General features: G+C 44.7%; 16 protein-coding genes, 1 pseudogene and 1 riboswitch. Of the genes and pseudogenes, 4 read left to right on the top strand and 13 right to left on the bottom strand.

The window, feature by feature from the left end:
* Window positions 1-45: 45 nt before the first annotated feature.
* The 5 genes from DQM55_RS09830 to DQM55_RS09850 form a co-directional block, all read right to left on the bottom strand.
* Window positions 46-738 (bottom strand): methionine ABC transporter permease, encoded by a 693-nt coding sequence (locus tag DQM55_RS09830; RefSeq protein ID WP_002898357.1) that lies wholly within the window; start codon window positions 736-738, stop codon window positions 46-48.
* Window positions 738-1,805, bottom strand: coding sequence for a methionine ABC transporter ATP-binding protein (locus tag DQM55_RS09835; RefSeq protein ID WP_061589388.1), 1,068 nt, complete (start codon window positions 1,803-1,805; stop codon window positions 738-740). The genes DQM55_RS09830 and DQM55_RS09835 overlap by 1 nt, the downstream gene beginning before the upstream one ends.
* 249 nt (window positions 1,806-2,054) lie before the next feature.
* Window positions 2,055-2,927: a MetQ/NlpA family ABC transporter substrate-binding protein gene (locus DQM55_RS09840; protein ID WP_111676520.1), complete on the bottom strand. Its 873-nt coding sequence runs from the start codon at window positions 2,925-2,927 to the stop codon at window positions 2,055-2,057.
* Between the two features lie 158 nt (window positions 2,928-3,085).
* Window positions 3,086-4,021 (bottom strand): peptide-methionine (R)-S-oxide reductase MsrB, encoded by a 936-nt coding sequence (gene msrB / locus DQM55_RS09845; protein ID WP_111676522.1) that lies wholly within the window; start codon window positions 4,019-4,021, stop codon window positions 3,086-3,088.
* Window positions 4,022-4,183: 162 nt separating this feature from the next.
* Window positions 4,184-5,122, bottom strand: coding sequence for a dihydroorotate oxidase (locus DQM55_RS09850; protein WP_111676524.1), 939 nt, complete (start codon window positions 5,120-5,122; stop codon window positions 4,184-4,186).
* A 352-nt stretch (window positions 5,123-5,474) separates the two neighbouring features.
* On the opposite strand from DQM55_RS09850, the gene gdhA reads away from it, so the two are divergent.
* The 3 genes and pseudogenes from gdhA to DQM55_RS09865 form a co-directional block, all read left to right on the top strand.
* A complete protein-coding gene (gdhA, locus tag DQM55_RS09855; RefSeq protein WP_002910669.1) occupies window positions 5,475-6,821 on the top strand; it encodes an NADP-specific glutamate dehydrogenase in 1,347 nt (448 codons plus the stop codon).
* Window positions 6,822-6,852: 31 nt separating this feature from the next.
* On the top strand, window positions 6,853-7,338 hold the full coding sequence (locus tag DQM55_RS09860) for a GNAT family N-acetyltransferase (RefSeq protein WP_032912107.1): 486 nt from the start codon (window positions 6,853-6,855) through the stop codon (window positions 7,336-7,338).
* Window positions 7,339-7,353: 15 nt separating this feature from the next.
* Window positions 7,354-7,509 (top strand): annotated as a pseudogene (locus DQM55_RS09865) (NADP oxidoreductase); the annotation flags it as partial.
* A 56-nt stretch (window positions 7,510-7,565) separates the two neighbouring features.
* Here the strand turns inward: DQM55_RS09865 and DQM55_RS09870 are convergent.
* The 4 genes from DQM55_RS09870 to DQM55_RS09885 form a co-directional block, all read right to left on the bottom strand.
* On the bottom strand, window positions 7,566-7,934 hold the full coding sequence (locus DQM55_RS09870; RefSeq protein WP_111676526.1) for an EXLDI protein: 369 nt from the start codon (window positions 7,932-7,934) through the stop codon (window positions 7,566-7,568).
* A gap of 64 nt (window positions 7,935-7,998) precedes the next feature.
* Window positions 7,999-8,901 (bottom strand): DUF2268 domain-containing putative Zn-dependent protease, encoded by a 903-nt coding sequence (locus tag DQM55_RS09875; protein ID WP_111676527.1) that lies wholly within the window; start codon window positions 8,899-8,901, stop codon window positions 7,999-8,001.
* 173 nt (window positions 8,902-9,074) lie between these two features.
* Window positions 9,075-9,704 carry a DUF4352 domain-containing protein gene (locus DQM55_RS09880; protein ID WP_111676529.1) on the bottom strand — a complete coding sequence of 210 codons (630 nt, stop codon included), beginning with the start codon at window positions 9,702-9,704 and terminating at the stop codon, window positions 9,075-9,077.
* Window positions 9,705-9,725: 21 nt separating this feature from the next.
* Window positions 9,726-10,589 carry a mechanosensitive ion channel family protein gene (locus tag DQM55_RS09885; protein ID WP_111676531.1) on the bottom strand — a complete coding sequence of 288 codons (864 nt, stop codon included), beginning with the start codon at window positions 10,587-10,589 and terminating at the stop codon, window positions 9,726-9,728.
* 143 nt (window positions 10,590-10,732) lie between these two features.
* Here DQM55_RS09885 and sstT point away from each other — a divergent pair, with 143 nt between their 5' ends.
* Window positions 10,733-11,950 carry a serine/threonine transporter SstT gene (sstT, locus tag DQM55_RS09890; protein WP_111676534.1) on the top strand — a complete coding sequence of 406 codons (1,218 nt, stop codon included), beginning with the start codon at window positions 10,733-10,735 and terminating at the stop codon, window positions 11,948-11,950.
* A gap of 63 nt (window positions 11,951-12,013) precedes the next feature.
* On the opposite strand, the gene DQM55_RS09895 is transcribed toward sstT, so the two are convergent.
* From DQM55_RS09895 to DQM55_RS09910, 4 genes are all read right to left on the bottom strand, one after another.
* Complete coding sequence (locus tag DQM55_RS09895; RefSeq protein ID WP_111676535.1) at window positions 12,014-13,351, bottom strand: alanine/glycine:cation symporter family protein; 1,338 nt, start codon at window positions 13,349-13,351, stop codon at window positions 12,014-12,016.
* Between the two features lie 85 nt (window positions 13,352-13,436).
* A riboswitch (glycine riboswitch) is annotated at window positions 13,437-13,529 on the bottom strand.
* A 166-nt stretch (window positions 13,530-13,695) separates the two neighbouring features.
* On the bottom strand, window positions 13,696-14,010 hold the full coding sequence (gene trxA / locus DQM55_RS09900) for a thioredoxin (protein WP_002898369.1): 315 nt from the start codon (window positions 14,008-14,010) through the stop codon (window positions 13,696-13,698).
* An 85-nt stretch (window positions 14,011-14,095) separates the two neighbouring features.
* A complete protein-coding gene (locus tag DQM55_RS09905; RefSeq protein ID WP_111676537.1) occupies window positions 14,096-15,514 on the bottom strand; it encodes a C69 family dipeptidase in 1,419 nt (472 codons plus the stop codon).
* Between the two features lie 99 nt (window positions 15,515-15,613).
* A complete protein-coding gene (locus tag DQM55_RS09910; protein WP_111676539.1) occupies window positions 15,614-16,258 on the bottom strand; it encodes a GNAT family N-acetyltransferase in 645 nt (214 codons plus the stop codon).
* Window positions 16,259-16,260: the final 2 nt, after the last annotated feature.

Genomic DNA, 16,260 nt, shown 5'->3' on the forward strand with positions numbered 1-16,260 from the left:
TATGGCATAAAAAAGAGCCCCAGCTGAGGCCCTAGTTGTCAATCATTATCTATGACTAATCTTCCGTGTCAGGAAATCCCCAACAAACTGAATAAAGAAGATAAGCAGCAAAATAAGAATAGTCGCAAGAATGGTCACATCATGGTTGAAACGCTGATAACCATAAGTCAGGGCAACATTTCCCAGTCCGCCAGCACCAATCGCCCCTGCCATAGCGGTCTCCCCAACCAGAGAGATGAGCGTAACAGTCGTCACTCGAATCAAGTCCGGCAGACCTTCCCGCAGGTAAACACCGACAATGTCCCAGAAAGTTGCTCCACTAGCCTGCGCCGCTTCAATCACTCCTCGATCCAGTTCGGATAAGACCACCTGAACCTGACGGGCAAAGAAAGGAAAAACAGCCAGTGAAAGAGGCACCAAGGCAGCAGTCGGTCCAATCCCAGTTCCCACAATAATCCGAGTAAAGGGATTGATAAGGGCTAGGAGAATGATGAAAGGAATCGCTCGGAAGATTGAGGTAACCTTGTCCAAGACGAAAAAGACAAGTCTATTTTCCAAAATACCTCTCGGCCCTGTCAAGACGAGCAAGAGACCAGCGATAAAGCCTAGAATCCCTCCAATAAAGAAAGGAATGATAGTCATATACAGAGTCAGGTAAATAGCTGTTCCCCAGCCAGCCTGCCCAGACCAGCCCATTCTATAAACATTGGGCATAAATTGTTGAATCAGCTGTAGCATTAGTTACTCCCTTCTTTCAAAACATGCAGCTCTACTCCTGCTTCGCGCAGACTTTCCTGCACCGCCGCCAGTTGCTTGGTCTCTCCAGATAAGATAACGACCATTTCTCCGACTGGTACATGGTCTAAAATCTCAATATTGGCGTGAAGAATATTGGCAGATATGTGATACTGCTTGTAAATATCGTTTATAATGGCTGTGTCCGTCACCACACCTGAGTATTTCAGGTGGGCCAGAATGGAATTTTCCGGCAGGTTTTGCACAATCTTTTGCTGATTGATTTTGATCATGGCCTCGTTGATACCCGTTGCAGTCGTAATGAAGTCTTGGGTCAGCTCATTCTTGGGATTAGAGAAAATATCCAGAACTGAACCTTCCTCAATCAGCCGACCATTCTGCATGACTGCTACCCGGTTGGCAATGTCCTTGACAATCTGCATTTCGTGGGTAATGAGGACAATAGTCAAACCCAATTTTTGATTCAAATCCTGCAATAGAGCCAGAATCTGCTTGGTGGTCTTAGGATCCAGAGCGGATGTGGACTCGTCCGAGATTAGGATTTTGGGATCATTGGCTAAGGCCCGTGCAATGGCCACCCGCTGCTTCTGACCGCCAGACAGCTGGGCAGGATAATTGTCCGCCCGATCTGCTAAGCCTACCAAGTCCAAAAGAGTGTGAACTTTCTTCTCTTTTTCAGCAGCTGATAAAGGTGAATGCTTAAGCGCAAAAGCAACATTTTCCTTGGCTGTCATCTGAGCCATGAGGTTAAAATGCTGGAAAATCATCCCGATATCCTTACGCTTTTGACGTAGCTGAGCCGCAGTAAGCTGAACCTGATGATGATCATAGAAAACCGTATCATCCACCGTAATCTTACCGGCAGACGGCACCTGCAGCAAGTTAATGACACGAACCAGAGTAGATTTTCCGGCACCAGAATAACCTACAATTCCATAAATATCTCCCTGATTAATATGAATGGTCACATCTTCTACGGCCTTAATGTTTTGCTTTTTTTGATTAAAAACGACATCAATGTGATCCAATTTGATAATTTCTTTGCCCATAATTTCCGATTCACTCCTTGATTTGTCCAATATGTGATGTATCCTCTGTAGCCTTTTAGTTTGATTTCCGTCTGTAGCTCGACTAGGGAAATGTAAAATCATAAGTTGCAATCTGTACCAACCTAGCTCAAAGCTAGATACTGTTCAAACTAAATGACCCTAATAGCAGACAAAGGGCTGGAGAAGCTAATCTCCGCCCTTCTTAATCATTTCATTTATTCAATACAATGACCTTCTGCCGGTAAAAAATTACCAAACTGGTTGATCCATGCCATCTGATGATTCTTCGATAACTTTTTTCACTTCATCAGTGTGGTAAGCCTTGATAATTTTTTCAATTGCGTCAGCCTTGTCTGATTTCTTCCAATCTGGTTTCGCTGCAATCAGGTTATACCATTGTTTTGAGTTTTCATTGGCTTCTTCTTTGAAGAGGGCCTTCTTGTAGTCAATACCTGCTTCGCGGACGAAAGTATTATTGACAACTGCAGCATCTGCTGAAGTCAGAGAAGCTGGTGTTTGAGAAGCATCCAACTCAGAAATTGTCAGATTCTTCTTGTTTTCTTTGATGCTGGCAACAGTCGCAAGTTCCTTACCTTTAACATCAAGCTTGATCAAACCAGCTGATTCGAGAAGATAAAGAGCACGACTCTCATTTGTCGCATCATTTGGAACGGCAATCGTACCATTTTCTGGGATGTCTTTCACATCTGTGTATTTATTTTTGCCGTCCTTTGTACCAGAGTAGAGACGAATAGGTGCGATATAAGTATCCGCAACAGACACAAGGTCTGCTCCCTTCTCTTTATTCCAGTTTTCAAGGAAGTTGTAATGTTGGAAAGCGTTGATATCCACATCACCGTCAAGCAGAGCTTGGTTAGGCTGAGAGTAGTCGGTAAACTGTGTATACTCTAATTTAACGCCTGCATTTTCTTTGTCAAGAATCTCTTGAACCTTGTTCCAGCGCGCTTCTTCTGTATCACTCAGGCTCATTACCCCAACCTTGATGGTTACAGGTCCGTCTGCTGATTTGCTCTCCTTACTAGAAGAACCTCCGCAAGCTGCCAAACCCAAGGCTGCAAGGCCGACTAAGCCGATTGAAAAGATTTTTTTCAAATTCATCATTTATTCTCCTTTAATGGACAAAATTCTAAATCTTCTATTTTATAAGATTACTTCTCATTTTACCATGTTAAAGAGAACTTGGCTTATATAAATAATTTATCGCCGTGATAAAAAATTTATATGACCGATTGAAGCATTTGAGTTGATTTTACGCCCTTTTACTGCATGAAGGTAAGCAGATAACCATATCCTTCTGCTTCCATTTTCTCTTTTGGAATAAATCGCAGAGCTGCTGAGTTGATACAGTAGCGCAAGCCGCCTGCTGCTTCTGGACCGTCAGTGAAGACATGCCCAAGATGGGCGTTTCCAGAACGGCTGCGCACTTCGATACGCTCCATGCCATGGCTCTTGTCTTCATAGTGTCTCAGAACTTCTCTGGCAATGGGCCGGCTAAAGCTAGGCCAGCCGCAGCCAGACTCAAACTTATCTCCGGCAAAAAAGAGGGGCTCACCAGTCGTCACATCAACATAAATCCCTTCTTCAAAAGTGGCATTGTAGGCGTTATGGAAAGGACGCTCTGTCGCACTATGCTGGGTCACCTGATACTGCTCTTCCGTCAACTGCTCTTTTAGTTCTACATCCGTAGGCTTCTCGTACTGTCCTGGATCGACCAAGGGCTGATAGGCATCATTGACATTGATATGACAGTAGCCACCAGGATTTTTCTTGAGATAATCCTGATGATAGTCCTCAGCTAGGACATAGTGGCGCAAAGGTTCTAGCTCAACAGCAATCTTTTGTCCCAACTGCTTTTCCTGCTCAGCAAAGACCTGCTCAATGACCGCCTTATCGGCTTGATTGGTATAGTAAACGCCCGTCCGATACTGACGTCCTACATCATTTCCCTGCTTATTGACCGACAGAGGATCAATGACTCGGAAAAAATAGAGCAGGATTTCCCGTAGGCTGACCCGCTTTTCGTCATAGACTAGATGAACTGTCTCTGCATGATCCGTCTGATGAATCAGCTGGTAGTTAGTTGATTCCACCTGCCCATTGGCGTAGCCCACTGTCGTTTCCGCCACACCCTCAATGCGAGAAAAGTACTCTTCCAAGCCCCAGAAGCATCCGCCTGCTAAATAAATTTCTGCCATAAAAACACCTCATTTCTTTGCGTCTATTTTCTCATAAAAGAAGTTGAAATTATAGCAATTTGATTGGAACTTTCTTCAAATTGATATGAAAAGCTGGGTCTTAATGACAATCAACCCAGCCATGTTCTTCATTTCAAATCACTACAACTCTTGTATAGAAGATTACTCCTCAATATACTTCAATTTTCCTCGAAAATCTTCTAAGCTTTCATAGCCTTTTTCTTCCATAATAGTCTTGAGTTCTGTGGTAATGCGCTCGAAGGCTGCCACTCCTTCTTTATGAAGAGTTGTTCCTACTTGCACCATACTGGCACCACAGAGGATATGCTCAAAGGCATCGCGCCCCGTCAGGACACCACCAGTTCCAATGATTTGGATTTCTGGTTTAAGGCGTTGGTAAAAAGCATGGACATTGGCCAAAGCTGTCGGCTTGATGTACTGACCTCCGATACCTCCAAAACCATTTTTCGGACGAATAACCACTGACTCATCTTCTATATAAAGGCCATTTCCGATAGAGTTTACACAATTGACAAACTTGATCGGATATTTGTTAAAAATCGCAGCGGCCTGGTCAAAATGCACGATGTCAAAATAAGGAGGCAGTTTGATGCCTAGGGGCTTGGTGAAATAAGCAAAAACTTCTGACAAGATTTTTTCCGTCGTTTCAAAGTCATAGGCAATCTGCGGTTTGCCAGGGACATTGGGACAGGAAAGATTGAGCTCAGTAATACCTTTAAAGTCACTTACCTGCACTTTCTTAAGAATGGTATGGGTTTCTTCTGGCGACATACCGACCAAAGAGAGGAAGAAAGTGCGATTTGGTTCGCTTTCTTGCAGCTCCAGCAAGTAGTCAAGATAATAATCTAAACCATTATTAGGCAGGCCCATGGAGTTGATAGAGCCCAGTGGGACATCCTGATAGCGAGGCTCTGGATTCCCCTGACGAAATTCCAGTGTCGCCGTCTTAGTCACAAACGTTCCCGCAGCAGAACCTTTGACTTCCGCCAGTTCCTCTTTTGTCATGCAGGCAACCCCAGCTGCATTCATCAGGCAGTTGTCAAATGCAAAACCAGCAATCTGTGTAGATGTCGAAACCATAGTAAAACGCTCCTTTTTCTTCTGAAGGCGAGTGCCTTTAGCTCATTTCCTCTATTATATCACCAAACTCCACTTTTTCATTTTTTAAACCGGCAATTCCTGACTAACGTTCGGAAAACATCCAGTTCGCTCAGCTATTTTCTGGAATATTTCAGAAAACAAATTGTGGAAATTTTTAGAAAATTCAACTTTTTTCTTTACAAGAGAAAAAAAGTCTGCTATAATGTTCCATGTAATAAAATATGACATCTAAAAGATGTCTGTTTTAAAAATTTAAACACATCCTCGTCACACAAGCTGCAAGCAGCTTTTGACAGGATGGTTTACTATTTTATTTAAAGGAGAATGACAGATGACAACTGCTAAAGAATATATCCAAAGCACTTTCGAGACCGTAAAAGCCCGCAACGGACACGAGGCAGAATTCCTCCAAGCTGTTGAAGAGTTTCTCAATACTCTGGAGCCTGTTTTTGAAAAACATCCAGAATACATCGAAGAAAACATCCTAGCGCGTATTACTGAGCCTGAGCGTGTAATCAGCTTCCGCGTTCCCTGGGTAGACCGCGAAGGTAACGTACAAGTCAACCGCGGTTACCGCGTACAATTCAACTCAGCAGTTGGCCCTTATAAAGGCGGACTTCGTTTCCACCCAACTGTAAACCAAGGGATCTTGAAATTCCTCGGATTTGAGCAAATCTTTAAAAACGTCTTGACTGGCCTGCCAATCGGCGGTGGTAAAGGCGGATCTGACTTTGATCCAAAAGGTAAGACTGATGCTGAAGTGATGCGCTTCTGCCAAAGCTTTATGACAGAATTGCAAAAACACATCGGTCCATCTCTTGACGTTCCAGCTGGTGATATCGGTGTCGGCGGACGTGAAATCGGCTACCTCTATGGCCAATACAAACGCCTTAACCAATTCGATGCTGGTGTCTTAACTGGTAAACCCCTTGGATTTGGTGGTAGCTTGATTCGCCCAGAAGCAACTGGCTACGGTTTGGTTTACTACACAGAAGAAATGCTCAAGGCTAACGGCCAAAGCTTTGCTGGCAAGAAGGTGGTAATTTCCGGTTCTGGTAACGTAGCCCAATACGCTCTTCAAAAAGCAACTGAGCTGGGAGCAACTGTTATCTCTGTATCTGACTCAAACGGTTATGTGATCGATGAAAACGGTATTGACTTTGATCTTTTGGTTGATGTCAAAGAAAAACGCCGCGCTCGCTTGACAGAATATGCTGCTGAAAAAGCAACTGCTACTTACCATGAAGGTTCTGTCTGGACTTACGCTGGGAACTATGACATCGCTCTGCCATGTGCGACACAAAATGAAATCAATGGTGACGCAGCTAAACGTTTGGTTGCTCAAGGCGTTATCTGTGTATCTGAAGGTGCCAACATGCCAAGTGACCTGGATGCTATCGCAGTCTACAAAGAGAATGGTATCTTCTACGGACCTGCTAAAGCTGCCAATGCTGGTGGTGTAGCTGTATCTGCTCTGGAAATGAGCCAAAACAGCCTTCGTCTGTCATGGACTCGCGAAGAAGTTGACGGCCGCCTCAAAGACATTATGACAAATATCTTCAACACAGCTAAGACTACCGCTGAAACTTACGGACTTGGCAAAGACTATCTGGCTGGTGCTAACATTGCTGCCTTCGAAAACGTAGCCAATGCTATGATTGCGCAAGGTATTGTTTAACTAATCGATACATCCTATCGGAGGACAAATCATGAACTTGCGGCCAATGGAAGTGAGAGACAATCCAGCTGTAGCGCAGCTCATTCGAGCCAGCCTAGAAGAATTCGGGCTTGATAAACCAGGAACTGTCTACTTTGATTCTCATCTAGATCATTTGGCCGACTATTATCAACATCAAGAGAGGGCGGCTTACTTTATTCTGGAAGATGAAGGCCATCTCGTTGGCTGTGGTGGCTTTGCACCTGTGTCTGATAAGATTGCTGAATTACAAAAACTGTATGTCACTAAAAACTGTCGTGGCAAAGGTTATTCCAGTCGGCTGATAAAGCAGATTTTCCAAGAAGCCCGCCTAGCAGGTTATGAACAGCTTTATCTAGAAACCACTACTGAACTGGCTACGGCCGTGGCCATCTATCAGCACTATGGTTTTACATCACTGCAACAACCACTTTCTAACGCTGCCGGACACCCAGCTATGAATATCTGGATGATAAAATCCCTCTTATCAGATGAATAGATGTCAGTATACTCTGGCTGTCTCAAGAACATCATGACCAACATCCTCAACACAGCTAAAACTACTGCAGAAGCTGACTGACTTGGCAAAGACTACCTGGCTGGTGCTAATATCGCTGCCTTCGAAAACGTAGCCAAAGCTATGATTGCCCAAGGTGTGGGTGTGGTATAAGCACTATCAAACTAAAATTCTAAGAAATCCGACTGCTTATAAAAGCAGTCGGATTTTTATATATCTAATTTTTCAAAAAATTTTCCTGCTGCCTGCTTTTCTTTTAGCTTCTCTAACAGTTCATTCTCCAGGAAAGAACTTAGTTCGTCAAAATCTTGGCAAACCTTAAAAACAGTCTCTCTGTCCAACTGGCCATAAGCTAGTTCATAATAATTCTTCTTATGATGCCAGTTCTGGTCATAGTTGACATCTGTCCGTTGATAGTAAACAATGTTTTGCTTCGGAGTCAGGTAAAGCTTCTGCGTCAGAATGCTTTTCTGATCTTTGGACAGCTTACTGCGGCTGAAAATTTTAACACCTTGAAAAATCTTGCGCTCATGGATACCTTGATTTGTGACTTTCAATTCAACTCTTTTATAATGCATACTGATACCTCCAGAAATCACCTACATTATATCAGGTTCTGGTAGATTTTCAAGCAAAAATGTGTCATTTCCAAAAGTCTTTAGTTGCTTCTAAAATCTCTTCTGTAGGCGTCACTGTCGCTTCAATAATATTCTTACCCGTCTTTTTTAGATAGGCTTGTATCAGATGATAGCCATAAGCATAGCCCGCAGCATAAGGCATACCGACTGGTATTTGACCTTGAATCTCAGCGATTTCATCACCGTAGAGATAAGGAGCCATTTCCGCCATCCCCGTTAGCTGAAGCTGACTGGAGATGATAGGCTTAATCTCTTCTAACTGCTCTGGACTGGTTGAAGTAACCCAAGGCCCAATGAGATCTTTGCCATAGAGCTCAGCAGCAAAAGACTCTGCCAATCCTTCACTAACTACCCAGTCTGCTAGTGTCGTCTGCTGGTTCCATTTGATAAATTGGAAGCGGACATTATGGTTGCACTCGTGGGCCAGAGCTGCCTGTACACGTGGTAAAGTATAGTCATTTGGCAGCAGACTAAGCATGAGGTAGCCTGGAATTCCTCCATCTCCGCTGTAACCCTTATTGAGCTGTAGCATGGGCTTTTCTGGATTGCCTAACAAAATAGTAAAATAGTAATCCTCAACCTCTAAATCATAGCCAGCCTGCTCAAAAAGACCGATACTCCTCTTGATGGTATCTTGACAATTTTGCCAGAGCTGATCAGAACTCAGAGCATCGATAGCCGGTCTATCCTTTTCTGACAGAGTGCCGGGTAGCTGATTCATAAAGCCAAGCAGGAAAAGAGCATCAAATCCTCCGGGATACTTCGCTTTCAGAGGAATGTGTTGAGTTTGATATTTTGTTGCAAAAGGTGCTAAAATCTTAGCTCGAAAACAGCCTTCTCTCTTTTCTAAAGGTAGCTCGAGCATCTCTTGATAAACTTTATCAGAACGAATGATATTGACTTGAATGGTAATCTCCTTTTCTAATTTTCACCAGTATACACCCTCCTCTAAGGTCAGAGTCAAGAAAAAGATTTGAAACTTTCGCCTCAAATCTTCTTTTATCTATTCAATTTGCTGCCTCCATTTTCAAATCTAGTACGGAAAGTAGCAAAGGCATTAGGGTAATAGGATAATTTTCCCTATTGCTCCTTCTTTTTCTCTTGCTTTGTCTTGTTTTTCTCCTTTTGCCACTTAGCATTTTCGTAGGTCACAGTATAGGTATCCTCATCGCCGCCTTCCCCGTCAAATACTAAATCAAAGCGGATAGACTTGCCCGGCGCCAGATTGGTGCCGATTTGTGTATTGTCAAAAGTTGAACCATCCAAAATGTAGACATTCTCCTTCTTGTCATAGAGTCCAAAGTCATAAGGACTAACCAGAATGGGCTTTTTAGAAGTATTTTCAACCGTGATTGTCGCAACGACAGCTACACCTGTCGACTCATCGCTCATGACTTTCTTGCTGTCTTCCACTGCCGAATGAACTGTCACCTTAAGTCCACTGGAAAATTCAACTGTTTTTTCAAAAGCATGGCTGTTATAGGACTCTAAAGGCGAGTTATGGTAGCCTGTGAGAGATTTGAGATGGTCATTTTCCTCCATAAGGCCAATCGTAGTGATGACGAGGAGAATGCTGAGCAAGGCCAGAAGAAAGATGATAATACCAGACACCAGAGCCGCCCAAAAGAGCCCCTGCTTGTGGAGAGGACGTTTTAAACGGTAAACAAGATTGTCCTCACTGACAATCTCCTGCTGAATTCGCTGATTCATATGGACCTTTCTAATCAATAATTACTTGCCTTTTGAAAGAGGTCCAAGCGTCGGAAGCTCAATCCCTTCTCGCAAAAGCGCCTCATGGTAAAGACGGTAGAAGATATGGTAAATAGAAATCTGCATGCCTCCCTGCACTATCATGCTAATACGGAAGTTGAACTGCCCATTTGAAGCCATCTGCGGCCCCAAGATATTCGGCTCTTTAAGAATCTCTGGATGTTCTGGAACAGCTTCTTCATTGACCTTGGAAATGATGCGGTAAATCTCGTCCAAATCCGTCTGGGCATAAAGCGGAATGTCAATCAGAACCCGCATATCTCCACGGGAAAGATTGCTGACGACCATGATATTGCGGTTTGGCACAAAATGAAGCGTTCCGTCCGCGTCCCGTACCTGCGTCGTCCGAATCCCGACACTGATTACTGTTCCAGCGATGTTGATAGGGCCGTTAGTCAGGCGTACATTGTCACCAACATCTAACTGGCGCTCGAGAAGAATAAAGAAACCATTGACTAGATCCGATAAGAAGCCCTGAGCACCCATCCCGATAGCCACGCCGGCAATCCCTGCACCAGCCAAAAGGCTGGAAACTGGCAGTCCCAAGATAGATAAAACCCAGTAAATCAAGAGGAAATACAAGACATAATTAAGCAGATTCTCAATCAGCCGAGTAATGGTTTTCTGTCTGGCTACATCCTGCTTGGATAGCTTGAGAGAGGGAGCAATGATCTTGGTCACTGACAAATGCAGGATTTTCTTAACGATGTAAAATAAGATAAAAAGCAGAAGTAAAGAGACCAGCTTGGAAAAAAGGTCATCTGCAATCTTGCTCCAGTCAAACTGCTGGATATAACGGGAAAAGACATTTCCGGTCTTAGACATAGGCTACCTCCAAAAAGATTACTACCATTATACCACAAAGACCAATCTGCATGGACATAGAATGGTTAGCATGACCTAGCATTGCTTTCACTCCCTTTCTATCGTATAATAAAATAAGTATCTAAGACAAGAAAGGAACTTACATGGTCCATCGCTTCATCACTATTTGGAATAAAACCAATCTAATCAAGCGGATTTCCATTGGTATTGGCATTGGTGTCCTGCTGGCTGTCATCTTCCCCCAAGCACAGGCCATTGGACTTCTGAGCCAAATCTTCGTTGGCGGCCTCAAGGCCATCGCTCCGCTCCTAGTCTTCGCTCTGGTGGCAAACGCCCTGTCTCAACAGCAGAAAGGGCAAAAGAGCAATATGAAGACAGTCATCTTGCTCTATCTTCTGGGAACCTTTGCGGCGGCCTTGGTAGCGGTTCTGGTCAACTTTTTCTTTCCCATTAGTATAGAGTTGGCTTCGTCCTCCCAAAAGGTTTCTCCGCCAGACGGAATCGGACAAGTCCTCAGCAATCTTCTGCTTCAGCTGGTGGACAATCCCGTCAACGCCCTCATCACCGCTAACTACATTGGTATACTGTCCTGGGCTGTCATCTTTGGAATTGCCATGCGAGAAGCTAGCCACCACAGCAAGGAACTGCTGCAGACCTTGGCAGATATCACTTCTAAGATTGTCGAGTGGATTATCAATCTAGCCCCTCTCGGCATTTTAGGCCTGGTCTACACGACCATTTCCGGGAAAGGCTTCCAAGCTCTAAAAAGCTATGGTATCCTACTGCTGGTCTTGATAGCCAGCATGCTGATTGTCGCTCTGATTATCAATCCTTTGATTAGCTTCATCATGCTGCGGAAAAATCCTTATCCCTTGGTCTGGCGCTGTTTGCGAGTCAGTGGTGTGACTGCCTTTTTCACGCGCAGCTCAGCGGCAAACATCCCCGTCAATATGAAACTCTGTCGGGATCTGGGGCTCAACCCAGAGACCTACTCAGTCTCTATTCCTCTGGGGGCCACTATCAATATGGCAGGGGCTGCTATTACTATCAATACCCTGACCTTGGCTGCTGTCAATACGCTGGGCATCAGAGTTGATTTTGGCACGGCTCTAGTTCTCAGTATCGTAGCGGCAATTTCTGCCTGCGGGGCTTCCGGTGTAGCTGGCGGTTCTCTTCTGCTCATTCCAGTCGCCTGCAGCCTCTTTGGTATTTCCAATGATTTGGCCATGCAGGTAGTCAGCGTCGGCTTCGTTATCGGTGTCATTCAGGACTCCTGCGAGACAGCTCTCAACTCTTCTACTGACGCTCTCTTTACAGCTGTGGCCGAGATGAGCAACTGGCCAAAAGAAAAACGCTATTAATTCGACAAAAAACCTCTAGACTTCCATCATTACGGAAAACTAGAGGTTTTTTATGTGCGAAAGTTAGTTCTTTCGACGCTTGTCAAAATATTTCTTCGTTTCACTGATGACAATAGGAGAAAGCACCAGAAGAGCGATTAAGTTTGGCAAGGCCATGAGAGCATTGACAATATCTGCAAGAATCCAGACCGCCTCTAGACCCACAAAGCCACCGAGAACAATCATAAGAACAAATAGCAGGCGATAAACGCGGATATAGCGCACCCCAAAGAGAAATTCAAAACAGCGCTCACCATAGTAGTTCCAGCCCAAGATAGTCGTAAAGGCAAACAGAACTAGAAAGACTGAAAGCAGGACCGGACCAAAATTAGCAAAAACACTCGCAAAGGCTGCTTGGGTAAGAGACACACCATTGAGATTGCCATCCCAGACTCCTGTGATTAAAATCGTCAATCCTGTCAGGCTACAGATAATCAGGGTGTCGATAAAGGTTCCAGTCATAGAAATCAAGCCCTGTTCTACCGGTTCCTTGGTCCGAGCTGCCGCCGCTGCAATGGGCGCCGATCCCAAACCAGATTCATTGGAGAAAACTCCACGCGCGACCCCATTTTGAATTGCCATCTGGATGGTCGCACCGGCAAAGCCACCGACAGCAGCCGTCTGGCTAAATGCTGAGCTAAAGACCAGCTGGAGAGTCGGCAGCAGACGATAGAGATTAACCGCTAAGACAGTCACAGTTCCCAAAATATAAATCGCTGCCATAAAGGGCACAACCTTGGTCGATACTCGGGCAATAGACTGGATGCCGCTGAAAATAACCAGAGCCACCAAAATAGCCAAGATAGAAGCTGTCACAGCTGGAGGCAGCTGAATGGTATTCTGCATGGCCTCTGTGATGGAATTGACCTGCGTAAAGGTCCCAATCCCCAAGAGAGCCACCAAGATACCAGCTATCGCAAAAAAGATAGCCAGCGGGCGCCACTTATCGCCCATCCCTAGTAAGATATAGTGCATGGGACCGCCCGCCATAGCACCATGAGCATCCTTGCGGCGGTACTTGATAGCTAAGAGGCCCTCGGCATACTTCGTCGCCATTCCAAAGAAAGCAGCCACCCACATCCAGAAGAGGGCGCCTGGTCCACCGGTTTTAATGGCAGTTGCCACTCCGATGATATTTCCCGTTCCCACAGTCGCAGCTAGAGCTGTACAGAGAGCCGCAAAGCTAGAGACATCGCCCTGATGCTCCTCGTCTGATACAAAGATTAGCCGAAAGGCACGCGGAAGACGAAAAATCTGCAGCAAACCTAGACGTAAACTGAGATAGATACCGGTACCAACCAGCAAAATGAGCAGGGGCGGACCCCAAACAAAAGAATCTAGACGATTCAATATTTCCAACATGATATAAGCTCCTTTTCACACCGAAAAAAAGAAAGAGCACATGCAAAACATGTACTCTGGATGTGCTGGAGTAGGGAAATCCCTGCCTCTTCGCTCTGTCCTTTTACCTGAGAGTTTGAGCGGTTCTAAACCGCCTTGCCCCTTCGGTGCCATTCATGGTCTCTCCAGAGTTCCGTCCATTTCACAGTCAGAGGCCCCCGCCTCTTTCTGAAAAACTTCGTTCGGTGTTGATTATTAATTTTCTATTATTCTAAAAGAACATTCGCCTTTTGTCAATATTTTGTGAAAATTTTTGAGTATGTAAACGTTTTTTGATGCAAAAAAGAAGCCCAGAGGCTTCTTACTTAGCTTAATTCGGCAATAATAGCCTTGAGCTGGTCTTTGGTGTGAACACCTGCGACTTGCTTAACGACTTGACCGTCTTTCTTGAACAGAAGGGTCGGAATGGACATAATACCAAATTCACGGGCAGTATTTGGATTTTCATCCACATCCATTTTAAGGATTTTCAGTTCGTCCTCATGAACTTCTCCTGCCAACTGCTCCAAAATAGGCGCCTGCATACGGCATGGTCCGCACCAAGTTGCCCAAAAGTCAATCAGAACCAGTCCGTCTTTTGTTTCTTCTGCGAATGTTGCATCTGTAACTGCTGCTACCATAAATCTTCTCCTTTGAATAGCTTACTTTTGATAACATTTTACACCAAAAGCAAGAGAAAGAAAAATATTTGCTACGGATAGGACCTTAGTCACTCAGTGAGAAATGGTTGGTCATGAGATTGCTGGCATCCAAGAGTACTTTCTCCAAGAGCTGGTCTGTCGCTTCTTGCACCTTGTCGCTCATGGCTTGATTTTCAGCTTCAAAGTCCACAGCCTCGCCTTTGGCCAGAGCTCTATCTACCCGACCAATCATTTCATGGCCCCAAGCCATGGACTTTTCCTGATAATCATCCAAGTCTCCGACATGACTGCTAAAATGAGCATCAGCCAGCCCAGCAATCAAGCGATTGGCCCAGTAGAAAGAATCCGTAGAAACCTTGTCCGTCGTATTGGCAAAGTAGTCTGGCGTTGTCGAGACTTGAGTAAAGAAAGGAACGGCTGTATTGTAAGGCATGGAGCCGTAGGATAGCCATTGGATACCAGTCGTTTCCTGCGGTTGATTAGGACGCAGCTGCAAGATGGCTGTCTGACTGGTCCGATTGATCCCAATAGTCCGAAAGGCCCGTCTGCTGTGGTGGTCCCCCTCTGCTCCGTAAGGATCATAAGGTGAATCCTGATAGTGACTGCTCAGGACATACTTGACATCTTCGATCGTAATCTTGCGGTATGGCTTGCGGCACCATGGGATGAAGAAGCTCCTTGGATCTTGCTCCACTTTTGGATTGAGAAAACGCTGGATATCCCAAGCACGCGGTGTATTGTAATGGCGGTCCTTATCCTTCTGACTGCCAAAAGCATAACGCGGATTGAAGCCCTCATCTGATAAATTCAGATTGAGATGGTTTTCCTCGATAAAGTTTTTAAGATTTGGATGACAGAGGAAATGCTCAGGATTGTCAAATTCAAAATAATCACTGCCCAGCTGATTTGGATTGGTCACATAGGCATCATCCGGTACGCGTCGCGCCATCCAATGGTGACCGCCAATGGTTTCCAGCCACCAGATTTCGTTGACATCCGAAATAGCAATCCCATTGGATTCATAAGTACCGTACTCCTCTAGGATTTTCCCTAAGCGTAGAACCCCTTCTCGAGCTGTTTTGATATAGGGCAAGACCAGCGTAAGGATATCTTCCTCGCTGATACCTGACTCTACCAAAGGGTCAGCCCCCAGTACGCGGCTGTTGGTCGTAATCGTTTCCGTTGCGCTGACAGCAACATTGTAGCTGTTAATTCCAGCAGCTCCCCAAATCCCATCTTTGGGAACTGCATCTGGCACTGCCGTATAGCGGACTGGATTGTCCGGCAACTCCATCTCAAAGGATGTCAAAACTGACTGATAATGACGGGGCTGGTCTTGTGGCTCCACTACGATAAATTTCTTGGGTGTAAAGACCCCATTTTGTGAATCCTCCGTACGAGCCACAATGGTTGAACCGTCGTAACTGGCCTTCTTCCCCACCAAAATAGTCGTGCAGGAATCTGATGCATGTTTTAATCTCATTATTTTCCCTCCGATACTCTTTATGCTGCTTACATTATAGCAAAAAGCAGGCCCTCATAAAAGGACCCGCTGTTATCTCTCTCTGAAACTTCCAATACCCTATTCGATTTTCAAGACATAGGTATGTTCTTTGTAAAGTTCATCAATCTCAAAATGCTCCAAATCTTCTTTCCTTGAGACAATATAATGTCCTTCTCTTTGATAATAGCCTAAGGAATTTCCTGACTTATCTGTCAGACAGATTGTCTGCTGCTTAGTATCAACGCTGAAAGAAAACGGTATTTGACCTTTGGGTCGCCCGACAACTAAATAATCTTGACAAATCAGCTTGCCGCCCCACTTCTGATAGAGATGATTTGCTTGTTCTCCGTCTCTGGTAAAGATGATCAAGGCCTCAACTTTCTTTTCATGCAGCCGCTCCCAAGCAGTTTGAAAGAGTTGACTGGCTATCCCTTGATTCTGAAAATCAGGATGGACAGCCAGATTAGCGAAGTAAGCTATCTTTTTTCCTGGATAATATGGATAAGAATGACTTGCTTCTTCGGTGTAAATCCCAATATCTAGAAGCCCCACAACCTGATCATCTTCCACTGCTATAAGTTCAACTGAATCTTGGTAAGGCTCTTCAGTAAACTCATCCTTGCGACGGCTCATATCATCAAAGAAAGGCGAAAAGAGATAACTCAAAGCTTTTGTATAAACCCAACTTTTCTCATAAGTCGAGTCATAGGTTTGTATTTTCATTT

The sequence above is a fragment of the Streptococcus sanguinis genome, assembly GCF_900475275.1.
GTDB classification, from domain to species: domain Bacteria; phylum Bacillota; class Bacilli; order Lactobacillales; family Streptococcaceae; genus Streptococcus; species Streptococcus sanguinis_N.

Coding starts and splice junctions, on each gene's coding strand:
- msrB (WP_111676522.1), bottom strand. CDS start 4,021: ATGGCAGAAATTTATTTAGCAGGCGGATGCTTCTGGGGCTTGGAAGAG.
- gdhA (WP_002910669.1), top strand. CDS start 5,475: ATGACAACTGCTAAAGAATATATCCAAAGCACTTTCGAGACCGTAAAA.
- DQM55_RS09830 (WP_002898357.1), bottom strand. CDS start 738: ATGCTACAGCTGATTCAACAATTTATGCCCAATGTTTATAGAATGGGC.
- DQM55_RS09905 (WP_111676537.1), bottom strand. CDS start 15,514: ATGAGATTAAAACATGCATCAGATTCCTGCACGACTATTTTGGTGGGG.
- DQM55_RS09910 (WP_111676539.1), bottom strand. CDS start 16,258: ATGAAAATACAAACCTATGACTCGACTTATGAGAAAAGTTGGGTTTAT.
- DQM55_RS09835 (WP_061589388.1), bottom strand. CDS start 1,805: ATGGGCAAAGAAATTATCAAATTGGATCACATTGATGTCGTTTTTAAT.
- DQM55_RS09840 (WP_111676520.1), bottom strand. CDS start 2,927: ATGATGAATTTGAAAAAAATCTTTTCAATCGGCTTAGTCGGCCTTGCA.
- DQM55_RS09885 (WP_111676531.1), bottom strand. CDS start 10,589: ATGTCTAAGACCGGAAATGTCTTTTCCCGTTATATCCAGCAGTTTGAC.
- DQM55_RS09870 (WP_111676526.1), bottom strand. CDS start 7,934: ATGCATTATAAAAGAGTTGAATTGAAAGTCACAAATCAAGGTATCCAT.
- DQM55_RS09895 (WP_111676535.1), bottom strand. CDS start 13,351: ATGTTGGAAATATTGAATCGTCTAGATTCTTTTGTTTGGGGTCCGCCC.
- DQM55_RS09850 (WP_111676524.1), bottom strand. CDS start 5,122: ATGGTTTCGACATCTACACAGATTGCTGGTTTTGCATTTGACAACTGC.
- sstT (WP_111676534.1), top strand. CDS start 10,733: ATGGTCCATCGCTTCATCACTATTTGGAATAAAACCAATCTAATCAAG.
- DQM55_RS09860 (WP_032912107.1), top strand. CDS start 6,853: ATGAACTTGCGGCCAATGGAAGTGAGAGACAATCCAGCTGTAGCGCAG.
- trxA (WP_002898369.1), bottom strand. CDS start 14,010: ATGGTAGCAGCAGTTACAGATGCAACATTCGCAGAAGAAACAAAAGAC.
- DQM55_RS09880 (WP_111676529.1), bottom strand. CDS start 9,704: ATGAATCAGCGAATTCAGCAGGAGATTGTCAGTGAGGACAATCTTGTT.